This is a genomic window from Acidovorax sp. Leaf73, from assembly GCF_916855635.1.
Classification (GTDB): Bacteria; Pseudomonadota; Gammaproteobacteria; order Burkholderiales; family Burkholderiaceae_C; genus Acidovorax; species Acidovorax facilis.
In genome coordinates this window covers 397542-419969 of record NZ_CAKASI010000006.1, presented here as the reverse complement: position 1 = coordinate 419969, position 22428 = coordinate 397542, and the positions used below count along the sequence as shown (strand labels likewise).

Here is a 22428-nt window from a genome sequence, read left to right as displayed (position 1 = left end):
TTAAGCTGCGCTCGTCGATTGTCCTTGGAGAAAATTCACTGGCAGTCCTGCCACTTCCACCCGCACGCTGAACAGCGATCCCGCAGGAGTCTTCGCCTCCTGCTCCTCCACCGGCCTCCCAGCCCGTGCCGACGTGACGTACAGCGTCCGCAGATCCTCCCCCCCAAAACACACCATGGTCGGGCACTGCACTGGCACTGCAAGGCGCTGCAGCACCTCACCCGATGGCGAGAGTTGCAACACACAAGCGCCTTCGTACATCGCGACCCAGTAGTTCCCCTCCACATCCACCGCAGCCCCATCGGGCCGCCCGCCGTAAGGCTGTCCGTCCACCTTGCGGTCAAACCGTACCCAGGGGCGGCGGTTGGTGATCTCCCCCGTGGCCACGTCAAAGTCAAACCGGTCAATGCGGTGCTCCGGCGTGTTCGACCAGTACATCGTGCGGTTGTCGGGGCTGAAGGCCAGGCCGTTGGCGGTGAAGTTGTCGCCTGCCATGTGGCGCACGCGGTAGCCGGTGGCGCTGGTCGGGTCGGCCTGCAGGCACCACAGCGCGGCATCCGGCGCGGTGCGAGGGCTGATGACCGAGCCCGCCCAGAATCGCCCTGCGGTGTCGCAGCGGCCATCATTCAGGCGCAGCACAGCGGTGTCGTGCTGATCAGGTGGCAGCAGGGCCAGGCAGGTGAGGGCGGTGGTGTCGGCACTGTCCTTCGCCGTATCCAGAAGGTAGAAACCGTTTCGTAACCCGATTACCAATCGCCCGCCCGATGCAGGCGCGCAGCAGCCGGGCTCACTGGGCATGCGCCATTGCCGGTGGCGACCGCTTTCAGGATGCCATGCGTGTACTGTTTGTCCCTGAATGTCACACCAGTAAAGGGATTTTTCCGTGGGGTGCCAGAAGGGTGATTCGCCCAGTTCGGAGGGCGGCAGGGGCAGGGTTTGCAGGGACATGGGTTGAAGTGGGGTGGTTATCGAGTTACATTCTAGGGCCTCAGACAACGGGCTCCGGCGCTATGCACGGGGTCCTGCCACCCACCGATGGAGACTTCCATGCACCCAGTTGTAGCGCGCGTGACCGAGCGCATTGTCCAGCGCAGCGCAGACACCCGCGGCGCTTACCTCGCAGGCATCGACGCCATGATCGCCCGCAAGCCTGCACAAGACCGCATGGGCTGTGCCAATCTGGCCCATGCCTATGCCGCACTACCCGGCGCCGACAAGTTCAAGATCACGGTCGAAAAGGCGCCCAACATTGGCGTGGTCACGGCCTACAACGACATGTTGTCGGCCCACCAGCCCTACCAAAGTTACCCCGCCGTTCTGCGGGATGAGGCCGCCCAGCACGGCGCCACGGTGCAGGTGGCAGGCGGCGTGCCTGCCATGTGCGATGGCGTGACGCAGGGCACGCCCGGCATGGAGCTGTCGTTGTTCTCCCGCGATGCCATTGCCATGGCCACTGCGGTAGCGCTGTCCCACGATGTGTTCGATGGCGCGCTGCTGCTGGGCGTGTGCGACAAGATCGTGCCGGGCCTGCTGATTGGCGCGCTGCACTACGGGCACCTGCCCTGCGTGTTTGTGCCCGCAGGCCCCATGGGCACCGGCCTGTCGAACAAGGACAAGTCCAAGGTGCGTGAGCAGTACGCGCAAGGCCTCGTGGGGCGGGATGAATTGCTCAAGGCCGAATCGGCCGCGTACCACAGCCCCGGCACCTGCACGTTCTACGGTACGGCCAACAGCAACCAGATGCTGCTGGAAGCCATGGGCTTGCACGTGCCTGGCGCGGCCTTTGCACCGCCCGGCACTGAAGAGCGCGAAGCCTTCACGCGGCAGGCCGTGCGCACGGTGCTCGACATTGGCAAGCGCGGTGCGCGCTTCACGCCCATCGGGCGCGTGGTGGACGAGCGCTGCATCGTCAATGCCATGGTGGCCTTGCTGGCCACGGGCGGCTCCACCAACCATCTGATCCACTGGGTGGCCATTGCGCGCAGCGCGGGCATCCTGATCGACTGGTCGGACTTTGACGAGCTGTCTTCCGCCGTGCCGCTACTGGCCCGCGTGTACCCCAATGGCGATGCCGACGTGAACCAGTTCCAGGCCGCAGGTGGCCCCGCGTGGATCCTGCGCGAGCTGCTGTCCGGCGGCTTCATGCACCCCGATGTGATGAGCGTGAACACCGGCGGCATTGCCGCAGGCGGGCAGGGCGCCCCGGCGGTGTCGGGCGACGAAACCGTGTTGCGCCCCGTGACCCGGCCGTTCTCGCCCACCGGCGGTCTGCGCCTGCTGCAAGGGCGCCTGGGTCGCGCGGTGATCAAGGTGTCGGCCGTGCCCGAAGACCGCCACATCATCGAAGCGCCTGCGCGCGTGTTCGATTCGCAAGAGGCTTTGCTCGCCGCCTTTGCTGCGGGCGAGGTGCAGCAGGACATGGTGGCCGTGGTGCGCTTTCAGGGCCCGCAAGCCAATGGCATGCCCGAGCTGCACAAGCTCACCCCTCCGCTGGCCGTGCTGCAGAACCAGGGCTTCAAAGTAGCGCTGGTCACCGACGGCCGCATGAGCGGCGCATCGGGCAAGGTGCCCGCCGCCATCCACGTCACGCCCGAGGCACTAGCCGGTGGCCCGCTGGCCAAGGTGCTGGACGGCGACATTGTGCGGGTGGACGCTGTGGCGGGCACGCTCGATGTGCTGGTCGACGAAGCCACCTGGGCCGCCCGCTCCGTGGCGCCGTACACCGTGCCTCCCGCCACCGGCTTTGGCCGGGAACTGTTTACCAACTTTCGCCGCCACGCAGGCGGTGCCGAACAAGGAGCCTGCACATGGTTGTAGCAGGATGCACCCCCTGAGTCGCTGCGCGCCTTCCCCCTCTCTCGCTGCGCGGGAGGGGGACGCACCCGGTGGCCTGGCGAAGCCAGTTCCACGGGTGCACTGGTATGGGCCGCGCCCCTGTCAAACGCCGCGTGCGGCATCCAACATCAAGGAGTATTCCCATGAATCCCATTGACATCGCCAGCCATGGCCCCGTCATCCCCGTCATCGTGATCGACCGCGTGGAAGACGCGCTGCCCTTGGCCGAGGCGCTGCTGGCCGGTGGCGTGAAGGTGCTGGAAGTCACACTGCGCACCGCTGCTGGCCTGCCCGCCATCGAAGCCATTGCGCGCAATTTGCCCGAGGCCGTGGTGGGCGTGGGCACGGTGCTCAACGCCGACGATGCGCGCCGCGCGAGCGAGGCCGGTGCACGTTTTGCGGTGAGCCCGGGTTACACCTCCGAAGTGGGTGGCGCCTGCAAGGGCCTGAATTTGCCGCTTCTTCCCGGGGTGGCCACGTCCAGTGAAATCATGGCCGCGCTGGCCGATGGGTTCTCGTTCCTGAAGCTCTTCCCGGCCGAGGCCGCGGGCGGCATCCCTCTGCTCAAGGCCTGGGCCAGTCCGTTTGGCCAGATCAGCTTTTGCCCCACGGGTGGCATCAGCCTGGCCACTGCGCCCAACTACCTGGCGCTGCCCAATGTGCGCTGCGTGGGCGGTTCGTGGCTGACGCCCGCCGACGCCGTGCGCGCGGGCGACTGGGCGCGCATCACCCAGCTGGCGCGCGAGACGCATGCGCTGCGCAAGGCCGTGTGAGTTTTCCAGGATTTGAGGCGAAATAGGGCTCTAGCGCTTGTCCTGTAAGCGCTGATAGCTATAAGAATAGAAGCATCCGTCGTTCCCTGGTCCGCCTGCAGAGTGAGGTGCAGTCGGTGGGGTGACTCGGCGTGTGGACTTGCTGCCCTGCGCGCCCCTATCATGGCGCAGGGCTTGGCCCTGCCACAACGGCTTTACGTTTCAAAGAGAGGGAGTTCAGTATGGATTTTGTTTCGGCTATCAAAAGCTGCCTGGGGCAGTACGCGGGTTTCTCGGGCCGCGCCGTGCGCTCCGAGTTCTGGTGGTTTTTCCTGTTCCAGGTCATCGTCATGGTGATCGCCAGCTTCCTGGGTGACGTGGTCTCCGGCATCGTCTCCATTGCACTGCTGCTGCCCGCATTCGCCGTGGGCGCGCGCCGACTGCACGACATTGGCCGCTCGGGTTGGTGGCAACTGCTGACGCTGACCGGCATCGGCGTGCTGCTGCTGATCTACTGGTGGGTGCAGCCCAGCGAGGGCTGATCTTTGCGACGCCGCTGCGGGCTCTCTCTGAGTCCGCCCGCGCCAAGCCCGCTGGTCTTACGGTCAGCGGGCTTTTTTGTGGGGGTGTGGCGGGGGCTCCGGGGTACCAGAGAGGTACCGTAACCTTGTGCAGCCCGAATACTGGTCAAAAGTGGCTCTGGCGCTTTCTTGACAAGCGCAAATAGCTATAAAAATAGAAGCAATTCCACTACAACCCGAGCACAACTTGTTGCTGTTGTACGACATCTTCTGTCTGAAACGCGCACCTGTGTGGTTTGATTTTTAGAATAGTAATCATTCTTATTTCTATTCTTGAAAACCATGAAACTCCAGCATCAGCGGACCGCAGTCTGCATGGGTATTGCGTTGGCTTTTGGAGGCGTCCCCGCCTGGGTCGCGGCCCAGGCCCAGGCCCAGGACATGGGAGCCACCTTGTCCGAGGTGCGTGTGGACGCGAGCGCCGAGAAAGAATCGGCCACCGCGCCGGTGGTCGGCTACCGTGCCCGCAACGCGGCCACGGCCACCAAGACCGACACGCCCCTGGCCGAAACCCCCCAGTCCGTCACCGTGGTCACGCGCGACCAGATCGTGGACCAGGGCGCGACGACCTTCCAAGAGGCGCTGCTGTATGCCGCCGGGGTGCGCAGCGACGCCTATGGCCTGGACAGCCGCGCCGACAGTGTGCGGGTGCGCGGCAGCTCCCCCGACACGTACCTGGATGGTTTGCGCCAGAACTACAACTGGTACACCAGCACCACCCCCGCCGAACCCTACACGCTCGAGCGCATTGAAGTGCTGCGCGGCCCGTCGGGCATGCTGTTTGGCGCGGGCACGGTGGCGGGCGTGGTCAACATGGTCAGCAAGCGCCCGTTGCAGGATGCGCAGCGCGAAGTGGGCGTGCAGCTGGGCAGCTGGAACCGCAAGCAGCTGCAGGCCGACCTGACCGGCCCGCTCACCCAGGACGGCGAATGGTCCTACCGTTTGGTGGCCGTGGCGCGCGATGCGGACACGCAGACGGACCATGTGCAGAACGACCGCCGACTGATCGCGCCATCGCTGGCTTGGCGCCCCAATGCCGCCACCTCGCTGGTGCTGCAGGCCCACTGGCAGCAGGACCGCACGGGCACCACCTCGCAGTTCCTGCCCTGGTCGGGCACGCTGCTGCCCAATCCCAACGGCATGTTGCCCATCAGCCGTTTTATCGGGGAGCCCGGCGACTATTACGACAGCGACCGGGAATCCATCGGCTATCTGTTCGAGCACCGTTTCAACGACGCGTGGGCCGTGCGCCAGAACCTGCGCCTGGCCCGCAATGAGAATCGCGGGGGCTACCACTACGCCGACTTCTTCACCATCCCGGGCGGCTGGGGCGCAGACCCTGTCAACCAGCGCCTGATCGACCGCCTGTACGGCAAGAACATCACGCGCACCCGCATGGCGGCGGTGGACACCCACCTGCAGGGCAACCTCACCACCGGCGCCCTCAGCCACCAACTGCTGCTGGGTGTGGACTGGAACCGGCAGACCGAGAACAAGAACGAGGCCGACGATGCGTACAACACGCCCATCGATGCCTACGCCCCGGTGTACGGCAACGTTCTGAACCCGACGCTCATCGCACGGCCTGAGAACGTGCAGCGCCAAAGCGGCCTGTATGTGCAGGACCAGATGAAGTGGGGCAACTGGATCTTCATCGCCGGCCTGCGCCACGACCGTGCTGTGAACAGCCTGGCAGGCCAGTCCGATGACCGCACCAGCGACACCACCAAGCGCCTCGGTGTGATGTACCAGTTGGGGGGCGGCTGGACGCCCTACATCAGTTATGCCGAATCCTTCAGCCCCGTGAGCGGCACCAACGCCTCGGGCCAGCGCTTCAAGCCGCTGGAGGGCGAACAGATCGAGGTGGGCGTGAAATATGCCCCCTCAGGCGGCACCACCCAGTTCACGGCGGCGGTGTACGACCTCAAGGAAAAGAACCAGAAGGTGGCTGACCCGACCAACCCCGACAACTCGCTGCAGGTGGGCCAGACCCGCAACAAGGGCCTGGAGCTGGAATACAAGGCGCGCGTGGCCACGGCGTTTGACCTGACCGCTCACTACAACTACACGGACGTCGATCCGCTGCTGGAAAACCTGCCGCGCCACCAGGCGGCCGTGTGGGGCGTGTACCGGTTCTCCATTGGCGGCGTGCGCGGCTTCTCGGCAGGTGCGGGGTACCGCTGGCTGTCGTCGTTCCGCGACGGCACGGGGCCCGAGGTTCCGGCGGCCGGTGTGGTGGATGCGCTGCTGGCCTACGACAGCCAGGACTGGCGCTACGCGCTCAATATCAGCAACCTGGCCGACAAGAAGTACATGAGCACCTGTCTGGCGCGTGGTGACTGCTGGTGGGCGACACGGCGCAATGTGGTGCTGAGCGCGACCTACAGGTTCTGACCGACCCATCGGGGCGATCTGCTGCTCCGGCGGCGTTCACCCGTGGATGTCGGCCCGGCAAGGAAAAAACCCCGCAGGTTTTGCAACCTGCGGGGTTTCTTTTGGGGCTACCGGGCAGAACCTGGGTTCCACCCGGAGCGGCCGGCCATTACATGCCCATGCCGCCCATGCCGCCCATGCCACCCATGTCGGGCATGCCGCCGCCAGCACCGGCCTCGTCCTTGGGTGCTTCAGCAACCATGGCTTCGGTCGTCAGCAGCAGCGATGCCACGGAGGCAGCGTTTTGCAGGGCCGTACGGGTGACCTTCGTGGGGTCCAGAATGCCCAGTTCGAGCATGTCGCCGTAGGTGTCGTTCGAGGCATTGAAGCCGTAGTTGCCCTTGCCGGCCAACACAGCGTTCACCACCACCGAGGCTTCGCCACCAGCGTTGTTCACGATTTCGCGCAGAGGCGCTTCGATGGCCTTGAGCACCAGCTTGATACCGGCTTCCTGGTCGGCGTTGTCGCCCTTGACCGAGTCGCCCACAGCTTGCTTGGCACGCAGCAGGGCCACGCCACCACCGGCCACAACGCCTTCTTCCACAGCTGCGCGGGTAGCGTGCAGTGCGTCTTCCACGCGGGCCTTCTTTTCCTTCATTTCGACTTCGGTGGCAGCGCCGACCTTGATCACGGCCACACCGCCAGCCAGCTTGGCCACGCGCTCTTGCAGCTTTTCGCGGTCGTAGTCGGACGTGGCTTCTTCGATCTGCACGCGCACTTGCTTGACGCGGGCTTCGATGTCAGCAGCAGCACCGGCGCCGTCGATGATGATGGTGTTTTCCTTGCCCACTTCGATGCGCTTGGCTTGGCCCAGGTCGGCCAGCGTCACCTTTTCGAGCGTCAGGCCCACTTCTTCAGCGATGACCTTACCGCCCGTCAGGATGGCGATGTCTTCCAGCATGGCCTTGCGACGGTCGCCAAAGCCTGGAGCCTTCACAGCCACAACCTTCAGGATGCCGCGGATGGTGTTGACCACCAGCGTAGCCAGGGCTTCGCCTTCAACTTCTTCGGCAATGATCAGCAGGGGACGGCCGGCCTTGGCAACTTGCTCCAGCGTAGGCAGCAGGTCGCGGATGTTGCTGATCTTCTTGTCGAACAGCAGCACGAAGGGGTTGTCCAGAATCGCGGATTGCTTTTCTGGGTTGTTGATGAAGTAGGGCGACAGGTAGCCGCGGTCAAACTGCATGCCTTCCACGACGTCCAGTTCGCTGTCCAGCGACTTGCCGTCTTCCACGGTGATCACGCCTTCCTTGCCAACCTTGTCCATGGCGTCAGCGATCAGCTTGCCGATGGTTTCGTCGGAGTTGGCGGAGATCGAACCCACCTGGGCGATTTCCTTGGAGGTGGTGGTGGGCTTGGAAGCCTTCTTCAGCTCGGCAACCAGGGCCGTCACAGCCTTGTCGATACCGCGCTTCAGGTCCATCGGGTTGATGCCAGCGGCCACGTACTTGAAGCCTTCGCGAACGATGGCTTGTGCCAGCACCGTAGCGGTGGTGGTGCCGTCACCAGCGTTGTCGCTGGTCTTGGAGGCCACTTCCTTCACGAGCTGGGCGCCCATGTTCTGCAGCTTGTCCTTGAGTTCGATTTCCTTGGCCACGGACACACCGTCCTTGGTCACGGTAGGGGCGCCGAACGAGCGCTCCAGCACCACATTGCGACCCTTGGGGCCCAGAGTCACCTTGACCGCGTTGGCCAGGATGTTCACGCCTTCAACCATGCGTGCGCGGGCTTCGCCGCCGAAAACTACGTCTTTTGCTGCCATTTTGGAGCTCCTGAAAATTGGGTTCAAATTGGCCGCTAGCGCCTATCCAGTAAGCAGTAGCAGCTATGAAAAGATGAGCGAATCAGCGGGAGAATTACTTCTCGACCACTGCGAACAGATCGTCTTCCTTCATGACCAGCAGCTCATCGCCGTTGACCTTGACGGTCTGGCCCGAGTACTTGCCGAACAGAACGCGGTCACCGACCTTCACGTTCAGGGCGATCACGTCGCCCTTGTCGTTCTTCTTGCCTGGGCCGACGGCCAGCACTTCACCTTGATCGGGCTTTTCAGCGGCGTTGTCAGGGATCACGATGCCCGAGGCGGTCGTGGTTTCGCTTTCGATACGCTTGACGATCACGCGATCGTGCAGAGGGCGAAGGTTCATTGCATTACTCCTGATTACAAAAAGGATTGCTATATCAACAAGGTGCCCGCAGATGCGGGCACTACCAACTACAGCAGAGATTGTTAGCACTCATCTGCATTGAGTGCTAATGATACGGGCGTTTGCATTGATTTCAAGCTGCTCATCGTCGAAAGATCCGACAAGGCTAGGCCCTACAATCGCCGCTGACCAAAATCCCTGCGGTTCTACAACTGGGGTGTCTGCGACGCGGCGGTTCGTGACCGGCCGCTCCGACAGCGATGGAAACGGTACGCCGTCTCGCATCCGAAACTGGAGGAATGATGAGCCTAATGGCACCCTTACAAGTAACCACAGCACTCATGGGCACCAGCTTGGCCGTGCTTATTTTGTATTTGATACGCCGCGATCACCTTTATCTGATGCATGGCCTTTTCTGGGCCATTGTGGCTGGAGCGGCAGCGGTGTTGGGAGCCTGGCCGGGCCTGATCGACCGTTTGGCCGGATGGGCAGGGTTTGGCTATCCGCCTGCGCTTTTGCTGTTGCTAGCCTGCGTGGTACTGGTGGTCAAGGCGCTGCACACCGACATGGTAAATACCCGCATTGAACGCGACGTGCGCCGCTTGAACCAGCGGCTGGCCCTGCTCGAGGCAGACATCGAAATGCACCGAAATACGGCGGCGACAGCACGTCCTGCCGACGCCATCAATCCATGAACCCCTATCACTTGCTCCCTATTATTCTGTGTGGCGGTTCGGGTACACGCTTGTGGCCCCTCTCTCGTGAAACCTATCCGAAGCAATTCCTAGCACTGGGTGGGGATGGTGTCTCCATGCTCCAAGACACGGCGACGCGTCTGGATGGACTGAGTCTCTCGATCCCAAAGAGGTCACCACTTGTGGTGTGCAATAGCGAACACCGTTTCCTGGCCGCCCAGCAACTGCATGAAGCCGGCGTAGGCGCCGCACGACTGATATTGGAGCCTGCGGGCCGCAATACTGCCCCCGCCTTGACCTTAGCAGCTTTCGCTGCAGATCCCCAGGCCATTTTGCTGGCCATGCCTGCAGACCATATTGTGACCAACGCAGGGAAGCTACACCAAGCTGTGGAAGAGGCGTGGCCATTGGCTCGGGATGGTGCCATGGTGACGTTTGGCGTTGTGGCAAACCGGCCAGAAACCGGATATGGCTACATCAAGAAGTCGCAGGCCGTCGACGGCACCGCTGCATTCGCCATTCAGAGTTTTGAAGAAAAACCTAGTCTCGAACTGGCACAGGCATACATCGCCAGCGGCAACTATTTGTGGAACAGCGGTCTGTTCATGGTGCGGGTCGACCAGTGGCTCAAGGCTATGGCCGCACTGCAGCCCGCCATGTTCCAAGCCTGCCGCGCCGCTATGGAGCTTAGCAGCAGAGATATGGATTTCACCCGCCCGCACGGTGATTCATTTTCTGCTTGTCCGGCTGACTCTATCGACTATGCCGTCATGGAACACCTGCCGAACGACAAAAGACTCGGCATAGCGGCCTGTGTGGTGCCGATGGATGCAGGCTGGTCCGATCTAGGCGCCTGGGATGCACTATGGGACATTCTGCCGCGCGATGCAGGCGGGAACGCCCATGTCGGTCAGACTCTTGCCATCGACACCCGCGACAGCCTGCTCTTTTCTGAAACTTGCTTGGTGGCTACTGTTGGTGTGGATAACCTGGTGGTGGTCGAAACCGCTGACGCCATTTTGGTGGCTGATAAGCGCAAAACCCAGGACGTAAAAAAAATAGTAGAAGCGCTAAATGCGCAAAAGCGCGGTCTGGCTTCGACCCACCGAAAGGTACATCGCCCTTGGGGCTGGTACGACTGTATCGATGGCGGTGAACGCTTCCAGGTCAAACACATTGTGGTGAATCCTGGTGCGCAACTCAGCCTGCAAATGCACCATCATCGAGCTGAGCATTGGATCGTGGTGAAGGGCACGGCGCAGGTCACCAATGGCGATAAGACGTTCCTGCTAGGTGAAAACGAGTCCACGTTCATCCCACTGGGCAACGTCCATCGCTTGGCCAACCCGGGCAAAGTGCCGCTGGAAATTATTGAAGTCCAATCCGGGAGCTACCTGGGTGAAGATGACATCGTCCGCCTTGAAGATACCTATGGTCGGATTCCAGAATGATTGATAGCCATCGTGAGATCAAGGCATGAAACATGCAGGCTTAATTGTCGAATTGGTCCGCCGTGAATTCGCTGGGCGCTATCAAGGATCGCTTGGAGGCGTGTTGTGGGCGCTGATCCATCCGCTGTTCCTGCTATCCATTTACACGTTGGTTTTTGGCGTAGTTCTGAAAACCCGTTGGAATGGAGGCGGAGGGACTTTCGGGTATGCGCTGTACCTATTTGCTGGATTAATAGTATTTAACGCATTTTCAGAATGCTTAATAAAAGCCCCGGCAATGATTGTAGGTAATCAGAATTTTGTCAAAAAGGTAGTCTTTCCTTTGGAAATTCTTCCATTAGTGAGTGCCATTGTGGCACTGCTGCATGCTGCAATCGGGATTGCTGTCTGGCTTCTGTGCTGGGTAGTGTTGTTTGGTATGCCAAAAATGACCGTGCTTCTCGTTCCCTTGGTTTTTATTGCCGTACTCCCGCTGTTGCTGGGAATTGGCTGGATTTTCTCCGCATTAGGTGTGATGTTGCGTGATACGGGGCAGATTGTTGGAATCACCAGTCATGTATTGTTGTTTGTCACTCCCATATTCTATTCGATTGATGACATCCCAGAACCGTTGCGGGCGGCTCTGGCATTGAACCCTCTTACATATCTTGTAGGATGGACTCGCAGTTTCCTGTTTGCAGGGATTTTGCCTGAAGCGATCGAAATTATTGCTTATATGGCGCTGAGTCTTGCTTTTTCGTATGCCTCATTGTGTTTCTTTCGACGTCTTAGGCCTTTGTTTGCGGATTTGGTTTGAATCATGAGTACTGCTGTAATTTCAGTACGCGGCATTAGCAAGTGTTACCCCATTTTTGATTCTGCCCGTTCCAGGGTGCTGCATGCCCTTTGGCCAAAATATGAGCGAGGCGTTAGGCAGCATTGGGCGCTGCGCAATATCGATTTTGAAGTTCAACAAGGTGAATCTGTTGCTATTATTGGTCGCAATGGAGGCGGTAAGAGCACATTGCTCGAAATTCTCACGGGAACCCTCCAGCCCACGACGGGAACAGTGAGCGTCCATGGGCGGGTTTCCGCATTGTTGGAACTAGGTAGCGGGTTCAATCCCGAGTACACCGGGCGCGACAATGTGTTGCTCAACGGCCTGTTGCTTGGCCTATCGCGTGAAGAGATATTGGCTCGCTTCTCTGAAATCGAAGAATTCGCCGAAATCGGGGATGCCATCGACCGCCCCGTGAAGAGCTATTCAAGCGGCATGATGATGCGCCTTGCCTTCTCTGTGCAGGTGTTGTGCGACCCCGACATTCTGATCGTCGACGAGGCGTTGAGCGTTGGTGACTTCTTTTTTCAGCAGAAGTGCTTCAACCGCCTGCGGGAGATGCGCGAGAAGGGGCTGACCTTGTTGTTCGTCTCCCATGACATGGGGACGGTGCGCGATTTGTGCCAGAAGGCCGTGTATCTGCGCCATGGTGAGCAAGTCTATGCAGGGGAGACGCAGGGGGCCATTCGGCGCTATTTCGCTGAAGGGGGAGAGCCGCGCGAGGTTCCCCCTCCGGTCCAGCCCCCTAATCCCGAGGCCGTGTTCCCGCAATTGCCGCCAGACACCGCCTGGTCCCGCCCCGTGGCGGCAGGTAAGCCGCTTTTTGCTGTGCGCATCTTGGATTCGAACGGCTGCGACACGGTCGCTGTGCACCTGGGCGATACGATTCGGGTGCGGATCTATTTCCAAGGAGGGGAGGAGGTCGAGAGGCTGCGTTTGGTGCTTGCCGTCAAGAACCGCTATGACCAGATCGTCAACTCCACCAGTTCCAGAAGGCTTGGGTTCATGCAGATTGTGTCGACCGAACGAGACTGGTCGGCATTCGATTTCGAGATGGATTTACGCCTCGAGGCCGGGCAGTATTCGTTGCGGGTCGGCTTTTCGTCCGAGTCACTGGTGTCGAATCGCGGAGTGGAGCTTGACACGACCGACTGGTTCGGGCCGTTGGAGGTCCGCTGGGACTATGAGAACGAGTCCGCCCCCTTTCTTGGGATGTTTGGGCTGCCGGTGCGCGGCTCACTGGCCTGAATTGCAACTGTCAAACAGTGAAGAGAACTCAGAATGAAGATCCTCATCTGCGGCATGCCGCGCTCGATGACCACCTGGGCATTCAATGCTGCGCGCGAGATAGTCGCCGATCAGAACCTGAAAACGGTCTGGATTGAGCCCAGCGACACGGCTGCCGAAGAGCAGTTTGCTACGGCTAACGGGAATGTTCTTGCCAAATGCCATCACTACAGCGAAGTGCTGGCCAAGGCGGCCGACTGCGTTATCTATTCCTACCGTGACATCCGCACGGCGGCGGTCAGCTACTTTCGCAAGTTCTCCTCGGATTGCGACATCGGCCAACTCAATGCCTGGGTGCAGGCTGGCCGTGCCTGGATGCACGTTGCCGATGCCGTATTGCGGTACGAGCAGGTCGAGCGCGACCCAGCAAACGCCATCCGGGATTTGAGGCAGGTGCTTGGCAAGAAGTACGGCGCGGAAGTGTTGTCCCGCGAGAGCGACGACATTTTGCTTTCCCGCATCGACGCAACCTTTGCGCAGCGGCAGACTGCCGATATGGCGGACTACGATGTGCAGACCATGATTCTGCCGGCGCACCGTACTTTCCAGCCGGCGCCGGACGATCTGAGCACAGCAGAAAAAGCGCTTTTTCTGCGCATCGAACGCGACTTTGCCTCCTGGCTTGCGGAACATTTCTACATGCGGCAGGAAGACCATGGACAGGCCCTGGACTATCGGCTGGCCGCCGATGTCATGGCGCGGCTTGTCAAGCCGGTTGTCATCGATGTGGGTGTCGAGCGTGGCTCGTTCATTGACCTGGCCTTGAGTGCGGGGGCTGAGCGTGTGATTGCCTTCGAGGCTCTCCCACGGCATGTCGAGCATCTGAGCGCACGTTTTGCCAGCGAGCCCCGCGTCGAGGTGCGGGCCCAGGCTGTTTCCGAGCGATTCGGCAAGGCCGTTTTCCACATTGCCATCGACCCGGAAGGCCGGGAACTCGACTATCACCATACGCTCGCGGACCTGGGCGATTCGATCACGGTCGTGCGCAGTGCGCGTGCCATCGAAGTGGAGACTGTCGCACTGGGGGGGCTTGTGGTCGACAAGCAACTGCCGGAGGTGGTTGATTTCCTGAAGGTCGATACCGACGGGCACGATCTTGCCGTGCTGCGCGGTCTCGAGGGTCTGCGCCCGCGCTTCATCCTGGCCGAGTACTGGGACAATTTGCCGGAAACCAGCGGCCGGAACCTGTATTCACTGGCGGATCTGCAAACCTGGGCCGCCGGATGTGGCTACGACCACTCGGTGGTCATCCGTCGCCATGGGCGCCTGGAGTCGCTGGAGTGGGATGCGCCCTGGACACAAGCCGGCGACTGGGGCAACGTCCTGTTTGTCCGTGACGTTGCAGACTTGGCGATGGTGCGGGCTGTTGTGGGTGGGCTGGCACCCGAGGTGCAGCAGCGCAACTATGGCTACCTTGCCACGCTTGTCAAAGAATGCGAAGCGAAGGAAGCCGTGATCCGCCGCCTTGACAATGAAGTCAAGGCGCTGCTGGGACAGCAGCACGTGATCGATGACATCGAGTCGGAGGAACAGGCGCTGCTCAAGAGCTTGGAGGACGTGCCCGCCATCTCTTCATCCGGCCCGGCGTCCACGTCTCGCAAGGCCTTGGAAGCGGAACTGATCCGCAAGGAAATCGTGATCCGGAAACAGGCTCGCGCACTCGCTGCGTACCGTGTGGCATTTCCTCCGTTGTCCCCGTTGCTGCGCTCCATCGGTTTTGTCGGCCGCCATTTGCGGGCAGCCCTGCGGCCGCGTCTGGGCACTCTCACCCAGCACCTGCCGCGCCGGCTCGAATCGCCCAAGCCGTATGTCAGCAGTCTAGGGGCTGGGGCGCTGCCCTCGATCTCGATGGTCACGCCATCTTTCCAGCAGGCGAATTTTGTCGGCCGCACGCTTGACAGCGTACTCAGCCAGAACTACCCCAAGCTCGAGTATTTCGTGCAGGACGGCGGCTCGACGGACGGCACCACGGAGGTGTTGCGGCTCTACGGCGATCGCCTAGCCGGCTGGGTGTCGAAAAAGGACGGAGGGCAGTCCCAGGCCATCAACCTCGGTTTTGCCCGTGTGAGCGGCGAGATCATGGCGTGGCTCAATTCCGATGACTTGCTGATGCCCGGGGCCTTGCACCGGGTCGGAGAGTATTTTGCGCAGCACCCCGACGTGGATGTGGTGTATGGCAATCGCATACTGATCGACGAAGAAGACCGGGAGATCGGGCGCTGGGTGTTGCCCGCACACGATGACGAGGTGCTTTCCTGGGCTGACTTCATTCCCCAGGAAACCCTGTTCTGGCGGCGCTCCATCTGGGAGAAGGCCGGCGGGCACATCGATGAGAGTTTCCGTTTCGCCATGGATTGGGACCTGCTGCAGCGTTTCCGGAATGCCGGAGCCCGCATGGTGCGCTTGCCCGATTTTCTCGGGGCTTTCCGCATCCACGGTGCGCAGAAAACATCGGCGCAGATCAACGAAATCGGCACGGAAGAGATGGCTCGGCTACGCAGGCGCGCGCTGGGGCACGAGGTGAGTTGGGCACAGATTCACCGTGCCTTGATACCCTATCTGATCAAGCATGTGGCCCATGATCTCGTTTACCGGATCAAGCGGTAGCGTTTCCATGGCCTTCAGCCTGTCCTTTCCACCACGTGCCGGAACCAGTCCGGCGAGCGTGCCAGGAACTGCGGTTCCTGTTTGAATAGCATCTGATGAATATTCCGAATATGCCCCGCCGGTCAAGCGTCTCGATAGGATTCTTGGTGCTGTTGTCTGTGATATATGCGTGTTTTTCGATCAATTTTTCCTATGAATATGGCCGACTGTCTACCGTCATTGGATACGATGACATCGTCTATTTTGATGATGGCCTGACTCGGTTGCGCATTTTCTATGAAAATGGAATATTCGATCTTCTGCTGAATCTGGTGCGCAATCCACCACATTCGCCATTCTCAACATTGCTTGCGGCGGCTGCGTTTGCTATTTTTGGGATCCGCGACTGGGCCCCTTATATCGCGAATGCCTCTGTTATTTTTGCCATGCTGCTGCTTGTCAGGCACATCACGCGCAGCATGAGCCTTTATGCGCAGGTTGTTCTTTTATTTTTTGCCTTGGCACCATACTTTGTGATGGCTACCGTTTTGGAGTTTCGCCCAGATCTTCCTGCTGGGTTGTTTGGCGCGATTGCAGTTTTTCTTGCTGTGACGCGGCCAATTGCAGAAACCAGGTTTCGTGACAGGCTGTTTTTGAGCTGCATCTTCGCGCTGGCATTGATGACCAAGCCCACGGCCTCTCTGTTTGTTGTCGTTATGATGTTGGCGTCCCTGGGATTCTCTGTATATCGCAGTTGTTCAGCTCCCCGCAACGCCACCTTATTGTTCGCGACACTTCTGGCTGTGCAATGCCTTGTGATGTCTATTATTCTCGTTTTGCCATATTATTATGCGAATTGGGGGCATTTGACGCGGTATGTAAGCAGTGCCACCGGCAGCGATATTTGGGTCTACTCAAGGGATTGGGAGGTCAAGCTGTGGATGTACCTGACGGGGGTTTATGGCCGCCAATTGCTTGGAGGGTTTTTGTATGTCTATGCTGCCGCCATTGTGCTGTTTGGTGGCATGTTTATGTTTTATAGAAAAAAAGACTCGACCAAAGTTCTGGGGGGGTTGGTGGTGATGGTGCTGATGGCATGGTTTGCGCCAACCTATCTGGGAATGGGAAATCCATTTTTTGCTGCGACATTTTATTATTTGTTTCTGTTTACGGTGATCTATGGGTTCGTAGAGGTTTTTGAATCGGTGGTTGGCACCAAGAGTACGCGTTTTTATGCCTATGCCTTCGGCATGATTGCAATAGTGTTTGTTCTGGCATTGAGTTACGCAACAATTCAAGTGTCTTCGCCCAGGTCAAGACCCACTCATAGTGATGACTCAGTGAAGGTTTCGCAGGATATCTTTCAGGCCCTCGAGGCTGATATCGCTGTGAAGGCGGATAAGCCGGTGACCATATATTACACGGCCACTGGATATGTCAATAATGATCTTTTTACGTACTATTTTAAGAAGAGAAATAAGAAAATTGGATTGAGGGGGTTGTTTACATTTGACGCGGATGAGCAGGAGTGGGTGCGTCTGCTCGAAATGTCGGACTATATTGTCGCCTGTGACCCTGGGACAGGTGGTGTGGCCAATGAAAGTTTTCCGTCTGGTAAACTGCTTGATAAATCAATGGCCTTGGTGCGTTCGCGCAGTGATTTTGTGGAAATCAAATCTGTGAAGATGAGTACGGGATCCAGCTATTATCTCTTCAAGCGCATTGACAAAGCTGCCGCAGTACAAGGCTAAGGTGCTGGCTGCAAGGTTTTCTTGGAGTGGGCGTTATTTTGAAGTTCAGTAAAATGCGGGCTTTGGAAATCATTTGAAAAGAGCCTGCTAAGAGTCTAGAGGGGTATCATGAATTCGCCTGGCGTTTCCTTGTCCATTGTGGTGCCGGTCTACCGCAGCGAACCTATCTTGCCGCTGCTCGTCGAGAAGGTGCAGCAGGAAATCAGCCAGTTGGGGCTACCGCACGGTTTCGAGTTGATTCTGGTGAACGATGCAAGTCCTGACCAGAGCTGGAAGGTGATTCGCGATCTTGCAACACGTTACTCTTTTGTACGTGGCCTTTCTTTGCGGCGCAATTTTGGCCAGCACAATGCGACCATGGCGGGCCTGCATCAGGCCCGTGGGAAGATGGTGGTGGTGATGGACGATGACCTGCAGCACCCGCCAGAGGCTATTGCGCGCATGCTTGCGGCGCTGGAAGAGGGATATGACGTGTGTTACACGCACTACAACAATCGCCAGCATGCAATATGGAAAAAACTGGGGAGTGCGTTCAATGACTGGGCGGCTCGCCATTTGCTGGGGAAACCTCGTGGGTTGTATCTTTCTTCTTTCAAGGCGATACGGTCCGAGGTGGTTGCCGAGATTATTCGGTACGACGGGCCGTATGCCTATGTTGATGGCTTGATTCTGGATGTGACTCGCAATATTCATGTTGTCGGAATCAACCACCAAGCCCGGCACAGTGGGGAGGGGAATTACAACTTTCGCCGCTCGGTGTCGCTCTGGCTGAAAATGGCGACCAGCTTCTCCATTCTGCCACTTCGACTCGCTTCCTATGCTGGTTTCCTGCTTTCCGCTTTCAGCCTGTTGATGATCATGTATGTCATTGTGCAGAAGTGGATGTACCCGGAGATCCCCGCCGGCTGGTCGTCTTTGATCGCTACCATTTTGCTGATTGGTGGTGTCCAGACCTTGAGCATTGGCATGCTGGGCGAATATCTGGGGCGTACCTATCTCAAGCTGAACCATAAGCCCCAGTTTGTTGTGGCATCGCGCACCTGGGTGGAAGCGGCATGAGCAAGCCTGAGTTTGATCAATATGCGGCAGATTATGACCGAATGCTGAAGGAGGCGATGCCTTCGGGATTGGGCGAATCTGATTATTTTGCCGAATACAAGGTGAAACTTCTGGCGCGCCTCCTGGGGGGCGTTGCCCCGCGCCGCGTGCTGGACTTTGGCTGTGGTGCAGGGCGAAGTTTGCCTTATCTGTCGCAATTTTTTTCGGGGGCGGAATGCTGGGGGTACGATGTATCGCCGGAATCGCTGAAATTTGCTGTGCAAGCGGCCCCCAGGGCGCGCCTGAGTTGTGACTGGGACGTGATAGAGCAGCAGCAGTTCGATGTCATCTTTGCTGCCAATGTTTTTCATCATATTGTGCCCGCTGACCGTGTAGGGGCGCTGGAGCGTTGCCGCAGGTTATTAGCTCCTGGCGGGAAGCTCTTCCTGTTTGAACACAATCCGTTCAACCCGTTGACGCGGCGGGTGTTTGAACGTTGCCCATTTGATGCCGATGCAGAAATGTTCAGTCTCGGGCAGGCGCGGGAAATGTCCCGTCAAGCGGGATTCTCGCAGGAGACGCACGGCTACACCTTGTTTTTCCCCAAGCCCCTAGCTTGGCTGCGCGGGCTTGAGCCGTTGCTGACGAGGCTGCCATTGGGAGCGCAATATTATGTCCAGATGGCAAGTTGAAGCTCGGCTGCTGGCACGCTTTCTGAGCAGTGGGGTGGTCAATACACTGTTGGGATTTGCGGTTATTTTCACCCTCATGGCGGCGGGCGTGCATCCTCTTGGGGCCAACATTGCCGGCTATGCCACCGGTTTTGTCCTTGGTTTCTTGCTGTCGCGAAATTTTGTTTTTCGAAGCAATGGTCGGTTTGTGGTGCAAAGTCTGCGTTATTTAATGAGCTTTGCCCTGTGTTTTTCGTTGAATCTGTTGGTGCTGCAGATAGGGTTGCAATTTATGGCTGCAATTCCTGCACAAGTAATGGCTTCGGCTGCGTACACCTTCGGCATGTTCTTCTTGGCGCGTCTTTGGGTTTATCGGAATACACCTGAGAGGTGAGAGGCTTGTTTTTGTGAAAGCCAGGTTTGTGGTGTACTAGGCATATCATGCCCTTGCTGCAATTTGTTGAAAAATTATATTAGAGGCCAAATGAAAGTTGCACTTATTACTGGTATCACGGGCCAAGACGGCGCTTATCTTGCCGAACTGCTTTTGAGCAAGGGCTACGAGGTCCATGGCATCAAGAGGCGTTCGTCATTGCTCAATACCGACCGCATTGACCACCTTTACCAGGATCCCCATGTCCAGGGCCGACGGCTGTTTCTGCACTATGGTGACATGACGGATTCGTCCAGCCTGATACGCATCATCCAGCAGGTCCAGCCCGACGAGATCTATAACCTGGCGGCGCAGTCACACGTGGCGGTTTCTTTTGAGGAGCCCGAATACACGGCCAATTCGGATGCGCTGGGGCCGCTGCGCATGCTGGAGGCCATCCGCATTCTGGGCCTGGAGAAAAAAACCCGGTTCTACCAGGCCAGCACCAGCGAACTGTATGGCCTGGTGCAGGAGGTGCCGCAGAAGGAAACCACGCCTTTTTATCCGCGTAGCCCCTATGCGGTGGCCAAGCTGTATGCGTACTGGATCACGGTCAACTACCGTGAGGCCTATGGCATCTATGCCTGCAATGGCATTCTTTTCAATCACGAGTCGCCGGTGCGGGGCGAAACCTTCGTTACGCGCAAGATCACCCGTGCGATGGCCCGGATCAAGTTGGGGTTGCAGGATTGCCTGTACCTGGGCAACCTTGATGCCCGGCGGGATTGGGGCCATGCCCGCGACTATGTGGAGATGCAGTGGCTGATGCTGCAGCAGGACACGCCGGAAGACTTTGTCATTGCCACGGGCGTGCAATACAGCGTGCGCGATTTTGTGGATGCGGCCGCCCGTGAACTGGGCATCGCCATCCAATGGAGTGGCCAGGGCGTGGACGAGGTCGGGACCGATGCGCAGGGGCGGGTCGTCGTGCGGGTCGATCCGCGTTATTTCCGCCCGACCGAGGTCGAGACTCTGCTGGGCGATGCCACGTGGGCCAAGGAGAAGCTGGGCTGGGTGCCCAGGACTTCATTTGACGAACTGGTGGCCGAGATGGTGCGCGAGGACCTCAAGAGTGCCGAGCGCGATGAATTGGTCAAGAAACATGGTTTTTCAGCCTATGACTTCCATGAGTGACAACAGCCCGCGGCCCCAGAAGATCTACGTGGCCGGCCACCGTGGCATGGTGGGGTCGGCCATCGTGCGGCGGCTGCGTTCTGGCGGATATGGCGAGCCGGTCACACGTACCCATGCCGAGCTGGATCTGGCGCGGCAGGCGGCTGTCGAGGCGTTCTTCGAGCAGGAGCGGCCCGACTACGTGTTCCTGGCCGCCGCCAAGGTGGGGGGCATCCAGGCCAACAATACCCAGCGCGCCGATTTCATCTTCCAGAACCTGGCGATGGAGTGCAACGTGATCGAGGCGGCGCGCCGCAGTGGTGTGCGCCGGCTGATGTTCCTGGGGTCGAGCTGCATCTATCCGCGCGATTGCCCTCAGCCTATCCGTGAGGACTATCTGCTCACCGGTTCGCTGGAGCCGACCAACGAGCCGTATGCCATCGCCAAGATTGCGGGCATCAAGTTGTGCGAGGCGTTCAATCACCAGCATGGCACGCGCTATGTGTCGGTGATGCCAACCAACCTGTATGGACCGAACGACAACTATGACCTGAGCAACAGTCATGTGCTGCCAGCCCTGATCTGCAAGGCCCACGAGGCGAAAGTGCGGGGAGATGCGGAATTGGTCGTCTGGGGCTCGGGGCGGCCCATGCGCGAGTTTCTCTATGTGGACGATCTAGCGGATGCGTGTGTGCGCCTCATGGAATGGGGCGTGGGGGAGGGCATCTACAACATTGGGACCGGTGAGGACGTGACGATCCGTGAATTGGCGGCCACGGTGATGGAGGTCGTGGGTTTCCAGGGCGGGATCGTATTCGATGCCAGCAAGCCTGACGGCACTCCGCGCAAGCTGCTCGACGTGGGTCGCATGCGCGAGAGAGGGTGGACTGCTTCAACACCGCTGCGCGAGGGAATTGCATTGGCGTACGACGATTTCCTGCAGCGTTACGGGTCCGCATGAGCATGGCTCAGGCGCTGGTGACCGTTGCCGTGCCGTCGTTTCGCCAGGGACGCTTTCTGGACAAGGCCTTGTCTTCCCTCTTTGCGCAGGACGTGCCGGTGGAGGTTTTCGTCCTAGATGGCGGGTCTGACGACGAGACGTTGGCCGTGCTGGAGCGGTGGAAAGGCCGGCTGGCGGGCTGGCGCAGCCATGCCGATGGGGGACAGTCCGAGGCCATCAATGAAGGCATAGCCAATGGGCGTGCGCCCTATGTCTGCTGGCTCAACAGCGACGATTGGCTGCTGCCCCAGGGGCTGTCGCGCCTGATTGCGGCGCTGGAGCAAGCGCCTGGTGCGGCGCTTGCCTATGGTCGCACGTGGGACTGGATGGAAGCGACAGGCCGGCGCCGCCACTCGCTGGTGCTGCCCTTCAGCGAGTGGGCGATGGCGCGGGTCAATGTCATTTCCCAGCCCGGCACGCTGATGCGGCGCAGCGCCTGGGAGGCGGTTGGAGGCGTTGACGCCAGTCTGCACATGGCAATGGATTACGACCTGTGGTGGCGGCTGTACCGCTATGCAGGCTCGCCGGTGCGGATAGCGGACATGGTGGCTGTCAATCGCGTGCATGGTCAAACTAAGACCAATAAGCATCGTCAGCTGCATTATCAGGAGGCGATGGCCGTGGTGCGGCGGCACCATGGCAAGATTCCGCTCAAGTGGTGGTTAGCCTACCCCTACGCGGTGTGGTGGCGGGGCTGGCGTGGATCGGCGGGGCAGTAGGGTTGCCAGCCAAAGAATGCTGCCCAGGCTGACAATGTCATCCCTTTTGACACGCGGCAACAGGCAATAGGTCCTGATTAGCCACTTACCTCAGATACCCGCAGCAGCTTCAAAGGCAG

General features: G+C 59.5%; 19 protein-coding genes. 16 read left to right on the top strand and 3 right to left on the bottom strand.

Annotated elements, in window-relative coordinates:
• Positions 1 to 948: an SMP-30/gluconolactonase/LRE family protein gene (locus tag LPA35_RS21640; RefSeq protein ID WP_228898859.1), complete on the bottom strand. Its 948-nt coding sequence runs from the start codon at positions 946 to 948 to the stop codon at positions 1 to 3.
• A gap of 99 nt (positions 949 to 1047) precedes the next feature.
• Between LPA35_RS21640 and edd the strand changes: the two genes are divergently transcribed.
• The 4 genes from edd (at position 1048) to LPA35_RS21620 (ending at position 6562) form a co-directional block, all read left to right on the top strand.
• Entirely contained in the window at positions 1048 to 2817 is a 1770-nt protein-coding gene (gene edd, locus LPA35_RS21635; protein ID WP_228898857.1) for a phosphogluconate dehydratase, read from the top strand.
• Positions 2818 to 2978: 161 nt separating this feature from the next.
• Positions 2979 to 3608 (top strand): bifunctional 4-hydroxy-2-oxoglutarate aldolase/2-dehydro-3-deoxy-phosphogluconate aldolase, encoded by a 630-nt coding sequence (eda, locus tag LPA35_RS21630; RefSeq protein WP_176888386.1) that lies wholly within the window; start codon positions 2979 to 2981, stop codon positions 3606 to 3608.
• A gap of 221 nt (positions 3609 to 3829) precedes the next feature.
• The gene (locus LPA35_RS21625) at positions 3830 to 4129 is read left to right on the top strand and encodes a DUF805 domain-containing protein (RefSeq protein ID WP_121507494.1); all 300 of its coding nucleotides are present in this window, start codon (positions 3830 to 3832) and stop codon (positions 4127 to 4129) included.
• A 321-nt stretch (positions 4130 to 4450) separates the two neighbouring features.
• Complete coding sequence (locus LPA35_RS21620) at positions 4451 to 6562, top strand: TonB-dependent siderophore receptor (protein WP_370641488.1); 2112 nt, start codon at positions 4451 to 4453, stop codon at positions 6560 to 6562.
• A 148-nt stretch (positions 6563 to 6710) separates the two neighbouring features.
• On the opposite strand, the gene groL is transcribed toward LPA35_RS21620, so the two are convergent.
• Both groL and LPA35_RS21610 read right to left on the bottom strand, forming a co-directional pair.
• Entirely contained in the window at positions 6711 to 8363 is a 1653-nt protein-coding gene (gene groL, locus LPA35_RS21615; RefSeq protein WP_055395159.1) for a chaperonin GroEL, read from the bottom strand.
• A 94-nt stretch (positions 8364 to 8457) separates the two neighbouring features.
• Entirely contained in the window at positions 8458 to 8748 is a 291-nt protein-coding gene (locus LPA35_RS21610) for a co-chaperone GroES (RefSeq protein ID WP_055395161.1), read from the bottom strand.
• Between the two features lie 311 nt (positions 8749 to 9059).
• Between LPA35_RS21610 and LPA35_RS21605 the strand changes: the two genes are divergently transcribed.
• From LPA35_RS21605 to LPA35_RS21550, 12 genes are all read left to right on the top strand, one after another.
• Complete coding sequence (locus LPA35_RS21605; protein WP_055395164.1) at positions 9060 to 9443, top strand: DUF2304 domain-containing protein; 384 nt, start codon at positions 9060 to 9062, stop codon at positions 9441 to 9443.
• The gene (locus LPA35_RS21600; RefSeq protein WP_055395166.1) at positions 9440 to 10894 is read left to right on the top strand and encodes a mannose-1-phosphate guanylyltransferase/mannose-6-phosphate isomerase; all 1455 of its coding nucleotides are present in this window, start codon (positions 9440 to 9442) and stop codon (positions 10892 to 10894) included. The genes LPA35_RS21605 and LPA35_RS21600 overlap by 4 nt, the downstream gene beginning before the upstream one ends.
• A gap of 25 nt (positions 10895 to 10919) precedes the next feature.
• Complete coding sequence (locus LPA35_RS21595; RefSeq protein WP_055395168.1) at positions 10920 to 11690, top strand: ABC transporter permease; 771 nt, start codon at positions 10920 to 10922, stop codon at positions 11688 to 11690.
• Between the two features lie 3 nt (positions 11691 to 11693).
• Positions 11694 to 12959, top strand: a complete 1266-nt coding sequence (locus LPA35_RS21590; RefSeq protein ID WP_055395170.1) for an ABC transporter ATP-binding protein — start codon at positions 11694 to 11696, stop codon at positions 12957 to 12959.
• Between the two features lie 33 nt (positions 12960 to 12992).
• Entirely contained in the window at positions 12993 to 15605 is a 2613-nt protein-coding gene (locus LPA35_RS21585; RefSeq protein ID WP_082437315.1) for an FkbM family methyltransferase, read from the top strand.
• Positions 15606 to 15700: 95 nt separating this feature from the next.
• Positions 15701 to 17335 carry a glycosyltransferase family 39 protein gene (locus tag LPA35_RS21580; protein ID WP_228898855.1) on the top strand — a complete coding sequence of 545 codons (1635 nt, stop codon included), beginning with the start codon at positions 15701 to 15703 and terminating at the stop codon, positions 17333 to 17335.
• Between the two features lie 108 nt (positions 17336 to 17443).
• Positions 17444 to 18394: a glycosyltransferase family 2 protein gene (locus LPA35_RS21575; protein ID WP_055401352.1), complete on the top strand. Its 951-nt coding sequence runs from the start codon at positions 17444 to 17446 to the stop codon at positions 18392 to 18394.
• Positions 18391 to 19065, top strand: a complete 675-nt coding sequence (locus LPA35_RS21570; RefSeq protein WP_228898853.1) for a trans-aconitate 2-methyltransferase — start codon at positions 18391 to 18393, stop codon at positions 19063 to 19065. The genes LPA35_RS21575 and LPA35_RS21570 overlap by 4 nt, the downstream gene beginning before the upstream one ends.
• A complete protein-coding gene (locus LPA35_RS21565; protein ID WP_082437597.1) occupies positions 19046 to 19438 on the top strand; it encodes a GtrA family protein in 393 nt (130 codons plus the stop codon). The genes LPA35_RS21570 and LPA35_RS21565 overlap by 20 nt, the downstream gene beginning before the upstream one ends.
• Before the next feature lie 90 nt (positions 19439 to 19528).
• Positions 19529 to 20611 carry a GDP-mannose 4,6-dehydratase gene (gene gmd / locus LPA35_RS21560; protein ID WP_055401358.1) on the top strand — a complete coding sequence of 361 codons (1083 nt, stop codon included), beginning with the start codon at positions 19529 to 19531 and terminating at the stop codon, positions 20609 to 20611.
• Positions 20604 to 21551: a GDP-L-fucose synthase gene (locus LPA35_RS21555; protein ID WP_228898852.1), complete on the top strand. Its 948-nt coding sequence runs from the start codon at positions 20604 to 20606 to the stop codon at positions 21549 to 21551. The genes gmd and LPA35_RS21555 overlap by 8 nt, the downstream gene beginning before the upstream one ends.
• Entirely contained in the window at positions 21548 to 22309 is a 762-nt protein-coding gene (locus LPA35_RS21550; RefSeq protein ID WP_228898850.1) for a glycosyltransferase, read from the top strand. The genes LPA35_RS21555 and LPA35_RS21550 overlap by 4 nt, the downstream gene beginning before the upstream one ends.
• Positions 22310 to 22428: the final 119 nt, after the last annotated feature.

Bases quoted from the DNA above. Each gene is read 5' to 3' on its own strand.
- LPA35_RS21565 (WP_082437597.1), top strand. From the start codon at position 19,046: ATGTCCAGATGGCAAGTTGAAGCTCGGCTGCTGGCACGCTTTCTGAGC.
- LPA35_RS21620 (WP_370641488.1), top strand. From the start codon at position 4,451: ATGAAACTCCAGCATCAGCGGACCGCAGTCTGCATGGGTATTGCGTTG.
- LPA35_RS21605 (WP_055395164.1), top strand. From the start codon at position 9,060: ATGGCACCCTTACAAGTAACCACAGCACTCATGGGCACCAGCTTGGCC.
- LPA35_RS21550 (WP_228898850.1), top strand. From the start codon at position 21,548: ATGAGCATGGCTCAGGCGCTGGTGACCGTTGCCGTGCCGTCGTTTCGC.
- gmd (WP_055401358.1), top strand. From the start codon at position 19,529: ATGAAAGTTGCACTTATTACTGGTATCACGGGCCAAGACGGCGCTTAT.
- LPA35_RS21625 (WP_121507494.1), top strand. From the start codon at position 3,830: ATGGATTTTGTTTCGGCTATCAAAAGCTGCCTGGGGCAGTACGCGGGT.
- LPA35_RS21575 (WP_055401352.1), top strand. From the start codon at position 17,444: ATGAATTCGCCTGGCGTTTCCTTGTCCATTGTGGTGCCGGTCTACCGC.
- LPA35_RS21610 (WP_055395161.1), bottom strand. From the start codon at position 8,748: ATGAACCTTCGCCCTCTGCACGATCGCGTGATCGTCAAGCGTATCGAA.
- LPA35_RS21595 (WP_055395168.1), top strand. From the start codon at position 10,920: ATGAAACATGCAGGCTTAATTGTCGAATTGGTCCGCCGTGAATTCGCT.
- LPA35_RS21585 (WP_082437315.1), top strand. From the start codon at position 12,993: ATGAAGATCCTCATCTGCGGCATGCCGCGCTCGATGACCACCTGGGCA.
- LPA35_RS21580 (WP_228898855.1), top strand. From the start codon at position 15,701: ATGAATATTCCGAATATGCCCCGCCGGTCAAGCGTCTCGATAGGATTC.
- LPA35_RS21570 (WP_228898853.1), top strand. From the start codon at position 18,391: ATGAGCAAGCCTGAGTTTGATCAATATGCGGCAGATTATGACCGAATG.
- LPA35_RS21640 (WP_228898859.1), bottom strand. From the start codon at position 948: ATGTCCCTGCAAACCCTGCCCCTGCCGCCCTCCGAACTGGGCGAATCA.
- LPA35_RS21590 (WP_055395170.1), top strand. From the start codon at position 11,694: ATGAGTACTGCTGTAATTTCAGTACGCGGCATTAGCAAGTGTTACCCC.
- edd (WP_228898857.1), top strand. From the start codon at position 1,048: ATGCACCCAGTTGTAGCGCGCGTGACCGAGCGCATTGTCCAGCGCAGC.
- groL (WP_055395159.1), bottom strand. From the start codon at position 8,363: ATGGCAGCAAAAGACGTAGTTTTCGGCGGCGAAGCCCGCGCACGCATG.
- LPA35_RS21555 (WP_228898852.1), top strand. From the start codon at position 20,604: ATGAGTGACAACAGCCCGCGGCCCCAGAAGATCTACGTGGCCGGCCAC.
- LPA35_RS21600 (WP_055395166.1), top strand. From the start codon at position 9,440: ATGAACCCCTATCACTTGCTCCCTATTATTCTGTGTGGCGGTTCGGGT.
- eda (WP_176888386.1), top strand. From the start codon at position 2,979: ATGAATCCCATTGACATCGCCAGCCATGGCCCCGTCATCCCCGTCATC.